The following is a 10,470-nucleotide window of genomic DNA, read 5'->3' as shown; positions in this document are numbered from 1 at the left end:
CCCCCCCCCCCCTGCGCCCCCCGCCCCCCCCCCGGCCGCGGCGCGCCCGCCCCCCCCCCCGCGCCTGGATCAGTAGGGCAGGCCCTGGTTGAACCGGATGTTCACCCAGAGGAGCTGCAGCCACGTCTGGGGACCGCACCTGCCGTCGTAGGTGAGGCCGTAGCGGGCCTGGAACCAGTAGACGGCGCTCGTCGTGGCGGGCCCGTAGATGCCGTCCTCGGCGAGGCCACGGTTGAAGAAGATGTTCATGGCGAACTGGAGCTGCCTGACGCACTCCCCGCGCGATCCGTAGTGCAGGTACGTGTTCTGGCATTCCGAGGTGATGATCGGTGAGCTGGCCGGCAGCACGGCGGACGCCGCGGCCGGAGCCGGGGCGACCTTGACGGCCGCGGTTGCCGCCTGTCCCCCGGTCATGAGCATCAGCCCGCCGAGGACCATTGCCATGAGGGCGCGCAGAACTTGGGTCTTTGTCACAACTTCCCCCTGCCCAGCGCATCGGAGACGCTCCCCCTGAGCGTCACCGGCCGACGCGCTCGGTCGCTCGCGACGCTAGCAGCGACGAGGCGCTCGGGCCTGGCATTCGCCTGGCGAGCGCAACGTGAGAAGCCCCTCGCCGGCCCCACGCCCGCTAGAGCCGCGTGACGATCCGCTCCCGCTCGAACCTGGCCACGACGAGCACGAACGCGGCGACGTCGACGGCGGCGAGCACCACCGCCGCGACGAGCGCGACGGTCACGTCGAACAGCATGAGCCCGGTCGCCTGGCTGATCACGATCGCCAGGATCGGGAACACGACGAACATCGCGGTGCCCTGCGCGCCCTGCATCGTCGTCGAGCGCCCCGAGACCGCGACGATCAGGCTGGTCGCGAGGAAGCCCACCAGCGGGACCAGCGCGACGACCAGGACCGCCCACGTCCAGGTGGGGAAGAAGATCCCGCCCATCACCCGGTACCCGAGCGCGTTGACGATGATCGTGTACGCGAGGAACGAGACCCAGGTGAGCACGACGGACGGGACGACCGAGCCGAGCACCTTGGCCAGGACGAGCTCCCGGTTGCTGAGCGGGGTGTACAGGAGCCCTTCGATCGTCCGCCGCTCCTTCTCGCCGACGAAGCTGGAGCTCGCCGTGATGCTGGCCACCATCACAGGGATGACCAGGAAGAACGGCGCGAAGAAGTACACGATGAGCGTGTAGATCATGGTCTGCCCGGCCGTGAAGTCGGCGGGAACGACGCCGGCCGGCAGGTTGTCGAGGAAGCCCTGCATCCCGCCGATCGTGGACGTGAGGACCCCGCTGTCGCCGAGCAGGATGACCCCGGCCGGGAGCAGGACGGCGAACACCAACGGCACGACGACCAGGGAGCTGAGCACCTGCTTGTTCCGGGCGACCTCGAGCCAGTCCTTGCGGATCACGGCCTGCACCCGCCGCCAGCTGATCATGCGACACCGTCCTCGTCGAGCGTGGCGAAGTAGAACTGCTCGATGGTCCGCCGGTGCGGGACCACCGTCTTGACCGGCACGTCGTGGCGCACCAGCGCTGCCACGATCGCGGGCACGAGCTCGGCGTCCGTCGTCACGAACGCGAGCTCACCGTCCGCGCCGGGCTCCAGGCCGGGTCCGACCAGCGACGACACCACCTCCCGGGCCCGGGCGACGTCGCCGCCCACCGTGAGCGAGAAGCGGTGCTCGGGCCACCTCGCGTGGAGCAGGTCCTGGACCGTCCCGGAGGTGAGCAGACGCCCGCCCTTGATCATCCCGATCTCGTCGCAGAGCGCCTCCAGCCCGTGGAGCTGATGGGTGCAGATGATCACGGTGGTGCTCAGGGACCGGATCATCTCCTTGAGGTAGCCGATCAGGTCGGCCGAGGCCTCCGGGTCCAGCCCTGCGGTCGGCTCGTCGAGGAAGAGCAGCTCCGGCTCGTGCATCACCGCCCGGCCGACCGCGAGCTTCTGCCGCATCCCCTTGCTGAGCTCGCCGACCAGCGAGTCGGCGCGGTCGGACAGCCCGAGCACGCCCAGCACGTCGCCGATCCGCTCGTCGAGCCGGTTGCGGTCGATCCCGTAGAGCGCACCCCACGCGCGCAGGTTCTCCCGCGCGCTGAGCGTGTCGTAGAGGTTCGTGTCCGTCTGCACGCCGATCCGGCGGCGTAGCGCGTCGGCGTTCGACGCGTCCAGCGGCTCGCCGAAGAGCGTGACGGCGCCGGCGTCCGGCGTCAGGAGGCCGGTCAACAGCCGGACCGTGGTGGTCTTGCCGGCCCCGTTCGGGCCGAGCAGCCCGAAGGCGTGCCCCTTGGCCACGCCGAACGACAGGTCCGAGACGACGGCTCGGGTGCCGAAACGCTTCGTCAGGCCGGACGCGGACACCGTGAGGTCCGTCGCGACCGTGACGTCCGAGGCGATCTGCCCGGTGATCATGCGAGAGTCTCCACTCCGATCGAGGTCGTGCTCCGCCTCACGACGGTTCCGTCGTGGGCATGGGTGTGCTGGTTTCGGGTGCCGCGCCCCGCCAGGCTCGCCGTAGCCCCGCGCGCAGCGGCCCGACGACGACGGCGAGCGAGGCGGCCGCGCCGACCGGCAGCGCCGCAGGGACGAGCAGCCCCCACCGGCCGCGGGGATGGCGCGCCTCGGCGACGGTGGCGAGGACGACGCCCGCCGAGATCGTGGCGAGCGACGTCGCAGAGGCAGCGCTGACCAGGCGGTCTTCGACCGCTGCGTCGCGTCGCTGCGCCCACAGCGCGGGTCCGACCCCGAGAGCGAGGGCGGCGAGCAGCGTCGACCGGGGCGCGTCACCGCGCGACCGGCCGCCGACGTCGAACCCCGAGGCCACGGTCGCCGGCAGGCCGCGCCACACGAGCGCGAGGCCGGCCGCCGTCGCACCGGCGATCGCGATCGGCACGGCCTGCGCGGCCCGCAGGTGGCCCTCCGGGACGTTGGCCAGGACCTCGTCGTCGGTGTCGTCGGGCCGGATGAGACCCATCCGCACCGCGACCGCTCCGAGGTTCAGGGTCCAGCCGATCCCGAACAGGCGCGGCACGACCAGGCTCGGGTTCGCCGGGTCCCAGGTGCGGGAGCGCACCTCGGCGCTGACCGGACCGCGGGTCTCGACCGGCAGGCCGAGCACCCGCCACTGGGCGGAGTCGGTCGGCGACTCCTCGGCGAGGGCCTCGAGCAGGTCGGCTGCGTAGGTCGCGGGGTCCCCGAGCGCCTCCACGGGATCGGCGCCGATCGCGGCGAGCTCGTCGAGCTGGGCGGACAGCGCGGAGAGGGCCCGGCTTCGGTCGGCCTCGGGCAGGCGGGCGAGGTGTGCTCGCACGGCGCGCAGGTACTCGTCGGTCATGAGAGTCCCTCCCCGAGGATCTCGGTCATCTCGCTGCTCAGGGCGGCCCACGCGGTCGCGCCCTCGGCGAGCGAGGCGCGGCCGTCACGGGTCAGCCGGTAGTACTTCCGCGGCGGCCCGCCGCCGGCCTCGACCCACCGCGTCGCGACGAGCCCCGCCTTGTCCAGCCGGGCGAGCAGCGGGTAGACGGTGCCGGGCGTCGCGGTCAGCGCCGGGAAGGCGTCGAGCCGTTCGATGATCTCGATGGAGTAGCACTCCTCGCGGCCGAGCACGGCGAGGATCGCGAGCTCGAGCACGCCCTTGCGCAGCTGCACGGTTCGATCGGTCGTTGGCACGGCATGGATCCTTGCACTACAAGGAACCTGGGTCAACCTAGTACTGTCGCCGCTCCCGGGATCGCCGGCACCGGCCGCAGCGGGCGCGGCCTCAGGGCGTGACGACCGTGCCGCCGCCGGGGAGTCCACCGGCGAACGTCACGGGGATCGGCCTCGCCGAGCTCGGGTCGAGGCGGTCCATCGCCTGGAGGTGCAGGTGCGGCTCGGTGCTGTTCCCGGAGCACCCGCACTCGCCGACCCGCTCCCCCGGCGCGACCGCGTCCCCGACCTCGACGTCGACGCTGCCGCGGCGCAGGTGGCACAGCACCACCACGACCCCCGGTGACGCCTCGATCGCGACATGGTTGCCGGCCAGGCCGACCCAGCCCCGCGACACGCGGCGGCCCTGCGTCAGGGCGTACCAGAGCGACGGCAGCCCGCGGTACGCCGCGTGATCCGGCTCACCGTCGTGCACGGCGACGACCGTGCCGCCGACCGGCGCGGTGACGGAGAGGCCGAACCCCGGGAACCGCTCAGGGGGCTCCGGCCGCACGAGGGTCCGCGCGGTCACCGGAGCCGACCGACCGCGATCGTCGACCGGGACGAAGTCGATCGCGAAGGTCGTCGCGTACCGGCGCGTCCCGTGGCTGGGCACACGGTCGGCGGGACTGTTCTGGACGAGCCATCGACCGGTGAACGGGTAGGCGAGGTCGACGGGACCCCGCTGCGGGCGCCCCTCCGACTCTCCTGCCGCCATGTCTCAGCCCCCGTCGCCCGGCCGCCGGCCGGCCAGCATCCGCCCGAACGCGTCCGCCGCCCGCCGCCGGTCGACGACCACCACCGCCCCCAGCACCGCGACGGCCAGCGCCATGGCCGCCACGGTGTCGGTCAGCCAGTGGTAGCCGAGGTACAGCCGCGAGAAGGCGACCAGGCCGATCCCGAGCACCGCGGCGAGGAACCACCGCACCGCCGTCGCGAGGGTCGGGTGGTTCACCCACGCCAGGTACCCGAGCACCAGGAGGAACGTCGCCGCGCCGACGGTGTGCCCGGACGGGAACGACGCGCTCGTCTCCGCGCCGGGCACTACCCAGAACTCCTCCGCGGGCCGCGCGCGACCGGTGACCACCTTGATCAGCATCGCGACGCCCGCCGCGGTCGCCATCGCCCCGACCAGCAGCAGCGCCGAGCGCCACTGCCCGTAGCGCACGCCGGCCACGAGTCCACCGCTCGCGACGAGGATCGGCAGCACCACCGGGCCGGAGACCGTGGTGATCGCGGTGAGCAGCCAGGTCAGCGCGGGGCTGCGCACCGAGACGAGCAGGTCGAGCAGCGGCTGGTCGAGCACCGCGAGGTCCTCGCCCTCGCGCACCCAGTCGTAGATGCCGACGAACGCGACGAGGCCCACCAGCATCACGGCCGTGCCGACCCAGCCCGCGACAGTGGCAGGCGCCGGTCGGTGGGTCGGCTCGGGCATCCCCCGAGCATCCCAGCCGGGCCGTCCCCGGGCGACCGCCACGCCTGCGCGCCACGCTCCCGGCCACACCGGAAGACCGCCGGGAAAAAGCCGTGCACCCGCACCCCGGAGGCTGGCATCGTCATGCCTGCCGCGGCACCGGACCTGGCCCGTCCGGACCACCATCCCAAACCATCCGACCTTGGAGCAGTCATGCATTCGCAGCTCACGTACTGGCTCGCTGTGCAGCAGCAGCAGCGCGCCCTTGCGGAGTCGCGCATGCTCGACATCCGCCGCGCCCGCACGCACGAGCGGCGCGGACGGCGATGAGCGCCGCGACCACGCACCCGAGGGCCCCGACCGTCTGACGGTCGGGGCCCTCGTAGCATGACGGCATGCGGAGCAACGGCTGATGGGGCGTCACGCAGCCCCGGGTCCGCCCGACGACGGAGCGCCCGGCCCCGACGCACCCGGCGCGGCCCACCATGAGGACCACACCCCGGGACCGCTGGCCTCGCTCGTCCTCGCCCTCGTCGTCGGCCTGGTGACCGCCGGCGTGCTGTGGTGGACCAGCACTGCACCCCTCACCGCCGGTCTCGCCGGCCTGGGCGCCGCGGCGCTGGTGGTCCTCGCCACCTGGGTTGCGCGCACCAGTGCCGCACGCCACCCCGTACAGTGACCGGCGTGAGTGCCGTGCCTGCCGCCAACGACCGGATCGTCTGGATCGACTGCGAGATGACGGGACTCGACCTGTCCGTCGACGCGCTGGTCGAGGTCGCCGTGGTGGTGACCGACTCCCAGCTCACCGTGCTCGACGACGGCATCGACGTGATCATCAAGCCCCCGGCCGAGGCGCTGGAGCAGATGGTGCCGTTCGTGCGGGACATGCACACGTCGTCGGGGCTGATCGACGAGCTCGCGAGCGGCATGACGATGGCGGACGCGACCGATGCCGTCCTGACCTACCTGCGCGGCCACGTCGAGCCGAAGAAGGCTCCGCTGGCCGGGAACTCGGTCGGCACCGACAAGGGCTTCCTCGAGCGGGACATGCCGGACCTGATCGACCACCTGCACTACCGGGTGATCGACGTCTCCTCGATCAAGGAGCTGGCGCGGCGCTGGTACCCGCGGGTCTACTTCGCCTCCCCGGACAAGGCCGGTGGCCACCGGGCACTGGCCGACATCCTGGAGAGCATCGACGAGCTGCGCTACTACCGCGCCGCGCTCATGGTCGCCCAGCCCGGGCCGGACTCCGCCGAGGCCAAGCGGATCGCCGCCGAGGTCGTCGCGACCCGGTACCAGCGGTCCTGAGCCCGAGAAGCGCGACACCCCGCCCGGCTGGACCGGACGGGGTGCGGATGGGGTGGCTGACGGGACTTGAACCCGGCTACCTGACGTGCGCTTTCGTGCTCAGATCATGCCATCTGCCCTGGTCATCCCAACAGCCCGACCGGACAGTTTCCTGCTTGAGCCGGGTCGACCCCGTTGCCTCGGTAACGCGCAGATAGTGTGACGTGCGTCACATCCTCACCCGTTCGGATGATCAGATCTAGCTGTCGTGTCCGTGCGCCTCGCCATGCTTTGCCCCACGCGGTGGTAGAGGAGGCGCGGCGCAGGATGACGGCTCAGGAGATGGCAGCAGCACTCGGGATGTGGGTGTACCGCGTCCCGGACCTCGCGGTCGAGGTCTCGGTCGTCAAGCCGCACCACGTGATCCTCGTGAGGAGCGACCTCAGCCCGCAGCACGAGGCAGATTGCGTCTGGTGGGCGCTGGAGAACCATCTGTCGTGAGGTTCCCGTCGATCGTCTCCAGGAGGACCTCGCGCATCTGAGCACGCTCGGCATCCGTGAACACGAGCGACCCGTCCTCCTGGCGTTCTAGCTTCGCCGCTGCCCGCGCGATCAGAACCGGGACGCCGTCGACCCCGGGCCGGCCGAGCGCGGCCCGGCTCGAGGGCAAGCTCGACGCCGCCCTCGCTACTCACACGGCGACGCTGGCTGAGCACGCCCGGCGCCTCGACGTGCACGACACGCGTCTGAACGCGCACGCGAGCACGCTCACCGAACACACGACGCAGATCGCCGCAATCCCGCCACCGGCGCCCCGGATGGCCGCCTGGCAGATCGTCGGGGTCGTCATCGCAGGCCTCGCGGTCGTGACCACGGTCTTCGTCGCGATGGCTGACCGCATCGTCGGCCTGCTCATCGGGATCTGACCGGGCGGAACCTCCGGAGGCTAGCTCGTGCCTCCCAGGAGCATCGCCCTAAGCTCCGCCGACCCGGCGAGGGCGACGTTTTCAAGGGTGCAGTCCTCCATCGTCCAGTTCATCACCGGCACGATCCCGAGGTGGTACCCGGGTTCGATCTCGTAGAACATCGCATCCGCGCTTGGGGTATCGAGACGGCACCCGGACATGTGGAACCCATCCATCGGGGCCAAGACCACGGGTCCACGCAGCACACATCGGACGAAGGTGAAGCCGTCCAGGGGACGCGGCGGGCCGGTCCGATCGATCAGGTCAGTCAGATAGACAACTCGATCTTCGTAGGACTTGTCATCGGAGGGCATCGTGATCCAGCTTCCTTCCTTCGTCGCTCGTGTGCAGATCAAGGACTGCACGCTGTCGGGGTGCGCCGAAGCCACCATGGCCGCCGGTGGCGCGGCGACGCGCACGTACAGCGTCCTCCGATGCACGTTCACTGGCTAGGACCCGAGTCACACCGGTCGGAGCTCTGATGACCGACGACCACCGGCCCGCACACACGCCACCCTGGCGGCTCTCCCGGGCCTGGTGGGTGCCGTTCCTGGTCGCCGCCCTACTCGCCCTCGCCGGGTTCGCCGGCGTGATCGTCAACCCCTGAGGAGTCCCTCATGCTCACCACCTACACCAATGCCATCGTCGCGATCATCGCGTCCGCGCTCGCCGTGCTCGGCGCCGCGACCACCGACGGGATCGTGACCCCGGTCGAGGCCATCAACATCGCGATCGCCGTCGTCACCGCAGCCGAGGTCTACCTCGTGCCGAACCTCGACACCGGGATCCGCGCCTACGCCAAGGGCATCGTCGCGTTCACCGGAGCCGGACTCGGCGCCCTGGTCGTGATCCGCGCCGACGTCAACGGCTGGGCCGCGGTCTCCCTGTCGGACTGGATCACCGTCGCGCTCGCCGCGCTCGGAGCGATCGGCGTCGGCGCCCTGCCCAACAAGACCGACGTCGCGCTCGCGGCGTAGCTGCACCCAGCACCAGCCCGGCGAGCTCGGAGGTGACCCGTGTCCACCACGCTGCCTGACCCGATCGTCTACGGCACCGTCATCGGGCGTCTGATCGCCGCCACGACGGACAGCGCCGACGCGGACGACCTGCCCGACGCCGCCGCGATGGCGGGCACGGTCACCTTCACGCCGTCGACCACGGCCGTGCTCCTGGGCACCGCGGTGCCCCCGACCACGCTCGTGCCGAAGCCCATCACGGTCACCCTGGACGCGACCGGGGCGTTCACCGTGAAGCTCGTCGCCACCGACATCGCCGACGCCACCCCCCTCGGCGGCGTCACCAACGCCGGCGGATGGTCCGTCATGGACCTGGATGACCTGCGCGTCGACCAGCTCACCGCGCCCGCCGTGTTCGACGAGCTCCTCACCGCGCCCACCCTCGTCCTGGCGCGCGTCGGCAACGTCATCGACGCCCGCGGCTCCACCCACACCGGCACCCCGACCTTCGCCATCACTGACGCCGACGGCCTGACCTACGAGCAGGTCACGCCCGGGGTCTTCGTGTTCGACGACGACGGCACCGGGCACACCATCGGGGTCTCCCTGACCGACGACGTCGACACCGCCACGGGAACGATCGCCCTGCCCGCCGTCACCGCGACCCGCCGCGTCGGCGAACTCGTGCGCATCGGAGACCGCTGGCAGTAGCGCACTACCCCGATGAACAACGCCTCCTCCCGACCTGAGCCTCGGCTCACGGCCGGGATGAGGCGGATTCAGGCTTCAGCGTGCGTCTCGGCACTCTGGGTACCCTGCAGACGAGGTTGACCCGACACGGGGGTGTGTCATGACGCAGCACCTGGTAGTCGCGACGCCGTGCTACATCACCCAGGTCGGCGATCGCCTCCTAACGGTGAAGTCGGGCGAGACGTTCACGCCCTGGGACCTCTACTCCAACAAGTCGGTGATCGTCATCGCCGACGACGGGGAGATCACCCTGTCCTACGCGGGGAGCGCCTTCATCGAAGGTACGCCGACCGATCAGTGGCTCGCCGAGACCATCACCGGCCGCCCATCAACTCCCGGCCCCCGAGGCCCTCTCGCACCGGCGATCACGGGAGGCCCACTCCCACAGCGGATTCGGGTCGGGCTAGCACTCGCCGCCGTGGCCACCCGCCTCGGTGCGGTGTTCCCGAAGGAGCCAGCCCCGATTCGCGAGCATGGCATCGAACTGCTCGCGTCCGGCTGGACATTCACGGCCAGGGCCTTGCGCGTCGGTGCACCCCCGCGCACGTTCTTGTGGACCGCATCGATCAGAGGCGATGACCAAGAGTGCACGACCGTCGGGCCGCGGCACCGCTATCGAGCCCTCCGCCGGGCCCCGCTCCGGTCCGTGGATTTCGCGGCGATCGGATCCACCGTCGGGGTCAAGGACACGCTCGCAGCGTTCCGTGAGCGGTACCGGACCGGGCTTCCCGAGCTCACGGATGAGTCTGCTGAGGAGTTTCTCTCCGAGCACATTCGCCTCGCGGCGTCGTCTCCCGGTGGCGGAGCGATCGGAACCGACGTCATGGCGATCACCCACGATCCCTTCGGGTCGCCACTCTTCCGCGTCCGCTACCGCCAGGACCCCGCGCGCGGCGTCGCGCGGCAGGCGTTCACCCCCTGGGTCATCACGAACCACATGGTTCAGCCGCCGGCGGTCATCGGCGGGTCGGCGCCGCTCCACATCTCCTGGGTCCCAGGCACCGAAGAGGGGGAGCCCGTCGAGCTCATCAGGTACGAGTCGATTCCGCCAACCACTTGGTCGGGGGGCAACATCCTCAGCAGTCAGCTCCGCCGGCAACCGCCCTGACCGACAGCGACACGGTGACCATCACCACCGCCGCGGCGATTCGATCCACCGACGCATCAAGGTGCTCGGGGGCCGGGAGTAGACACCCACCACCTCACCGCACCGCCCCCTCCCGGCCTGAGCCCCTGGCTCACGGCTGGGAGGGGGCGATCTCGTCGTTCATCCATCCGGGTGAGGAAGGGACCAACGGCCCGGACGCCGCCGACTTAGGCAGACCTAACGTTGCGCCTGGCCCGCCCCCCACATGAATGCGCGAGCGAGGCCCCGAACGCCCCGTCGAGCGCCCCCTGCGGACGG

General features: G+C 71.2%; 16 protein-coding genes. 8 read left to right on the top strand and 8 right to left on the bottom strand.

Annotated features, from left to right (window positions below):
* Positions 1-69 precede the first annotated feature (69 nt).
* The 7 genes from OEB99_RS17945 to OEB99_RS17915 form a co-directional block, all read right to left on the bottom strand.
* A complete protein-coding gene (locus OEB99_RS17945) occupies positions 70-444 on the bottom strand; it encodes a peptidoglycan-binding domain-containing protein (RefSeq protein WP_263578669.1) in 375 nt (124 codons plus the stop codon).
* Between the two features lie 184 nt (positions 445-628).
* Positions 629-1,441 (bottom strand): ABC transporter permease subunit, encoded by an 813-nt coding sequence (locus OEB99_RS17940; RefSeq protein ID WP_263578668.1) that lies wholly within the window; start codon positions 1,439-1,441, stop codon positions 629-631.
* Positions 1,438-2,415, bottom strand: coding sequence for an ABC transporter ATP-binding protein (locus OEB99_RS17935; protein WP_263578667.1), 978 nt, complete (start codon positions 2,413-2,415; stop codon positions 1,438-1,440). Before OEB99_RS17935 ends, OEB99_RS17940 begins: the two co-directional genes overlap by 4 nt.
* A gap of 37 nt (positions 2,416-2,452) precedes the next feature.
* Positions 2,453-3,337 carry a DUF5808 domain-containing protein gene (locus OEB99_RS17930; RefSeq protein ID WP_263578666.1) on the bottom strand — a complete coding sequence of 295 codons (885 nt, stop codon included), beginning with the start codon at positions 3,335-3,337 and terminating at the stop codon, positions 2,453-2,455.
* Complete coding sequence (locus OEB99_RS17925) at positions 3,334-3,672, bottom strand: PadR family transcriptional regulator (protein WP_263578665.1); 339 nt, start codon at positions 3,670-3,672, stop codon at positions 3,334-3,336. Before OEB99_RS17925 ends, OEB99_RS17930 begins: the two co-directional genes overlap by 4 nt.
* Before the next feature lie 91 nt (positions 3,673-3,763).
* Complete coding sequence (locus tag OEB99_RS17920; protein ID WP_263578664.1) at positions 3,764-4,408, bottom strand: M23 family metallopeptidase; 645 nt, start codon at positions 4,406-4,408, stop codon at positions 3,764-3,766.
* A 3-nt stretch (positions 4,409-4,411) separates the two neighbouring features.
* Positions 4,412-5,125, bottom strand: a complete 714-nt coding sequence (locus OEB99_RS17915) for a phosphatase PAP2 family protein (RefSeq protein ID WP_263578663.1) — start codon at positions 5,123-5,125, stop codon at positions 4,412-4,414.
* Between the two features lie 391 nt (positions 5,126-5,516).
* Between OEB99_RS17915 and OEB99_RS17910 the strand changes: the two genes are divergently transcribed.
* From OEB99_RS17910 to OEB99_RS17895, 4 genes are all read left to right on the top strand, one after another.
* Entirely contained in the window at positions 5,517-5,783 is a 267-nt protein-coding gene (locus OEB99_RS17910; RefSeq protein ID WP_263578662.1) for a hypothetical protein, read from the top strand.
* 56 nt (positions 5,784-5,839) lie between these two features.
* Positions 5,840-6,415, top strand: a complete 576-nt coding sequence (orn, locus tag OEB99_RS17905; RefSeq protein ID WP_263578735.1) for an oligoribonuclease — start codon at positions 5,840-5,842, stop codon at positions 6,413-6,415.
* A 306-nt stretch (positions 6,416-6,721) separates the two neighbouring features.
* Positions 6,722-6,895 carry a hypothetical protein gene (locus OEB99_RS17900; protein ID WP_263578661.1) on the top strand — a complete coding sequence of 58 codons (174 nt, stop codon included), beginning with the start codon at positions 6,722-6,724 and terminating at the stop codon, positions 6,893-6,895.
* 56 nt (positions 6,896-6,951) lie between these two features.
* Positions 6,952-7,320: a hypothetical protein gene (locus tag OEB99_RS17895; protein WP_263578660.1), complete on the top strand. Its 369-nt coding sequence runs from the start codon at positions 6,952-6,954 to the stop codon at positions 7,318-7,320.
* Positions 7,321-7,340: 20 nt separating this feature from the next.
* Here the strand turns inward: OEB99_RS17895 and OEB99_RS17890 are convergent, their stop codons facing one another.
* Positions 7,341-7,778 (bottom strand): hypothetical protein, encoded by a 438-nt coding sequence (locus OEB99_RS17890; RefSeq protein WP_263578659.1) that lies wholly within the window; start codon positions 7,776-7,778, stop codon positions 7,341-7,343.
* A gap of 62 nt (positions 7,779-7,840) precedes the next feature.
* Between OEB99_RS17890 and OEB99_RS17885 the strand changes: the two genes are divergently transcribed.
* From OEB99_RS17885 to OEB99_RS17870, 4 genes are all read left to right on the top strand, one after another.
* Positions 7,841-7,966, top strand: a complete 126-nt coding sequence (locus tag OEB99_RS17885; protein ID WP_263578658.1) for a hypothetical protein — start codon at positions 7,841-7,843, stop codon at positions 7,964-7,966.
* Positions 7,967-7,976: 10 nt separating this feature from the next.
* The gene (locus OEB99_RS17880; protein ID WP_263578657.1) at positions 7,977-8,336 is read left to right on the top strand and encodes a hypothetical protein; all 360 of its coding nucleotides are present in this window, start codon (positions 7,977-7,979) and stop codon (positions 8,334-8,336) included.
* A gap of 39 nt (positions 8,337-8,375) precedes the next feature.
* Positions 8,376-9,026, top strand: coding sequence for a hypothetical protein (locus OEB99_RS17875; RefSeq protein ID WP_263578656.1), 651 nt, complete (start codon positions 8,376-8,378; stop codon positions 9,024-9,026).
* Between the two features lie 139 nt (positions 9,027-9,165).
* Positions 9,166-10,173, top strand: coding sequence for a hypothetical protein (locus tag OEB99_RS17870; RefSeq protein ID WP_263578655.1), 1,008 nt, complete (start codon positions 9,166-9,168; stop codon positions 10,171-10,173).
* Positions 10,174-10,470: the final 297 nt, after the last annotated feature.

This window comes from Actinotalea endophytica (assembly GCF_025717005.1).
Classification (GTDB): Bacteria; Actinomycetota; Actinomycetes; order Actinomycetales; family Cellulomonadaceae; genus Actinotalea.
The sequence above is the reverse complement of the archived record's forward strand: the minus strand, read 5'-3'. Positions and strand labels throughout refer to the sequence as shown.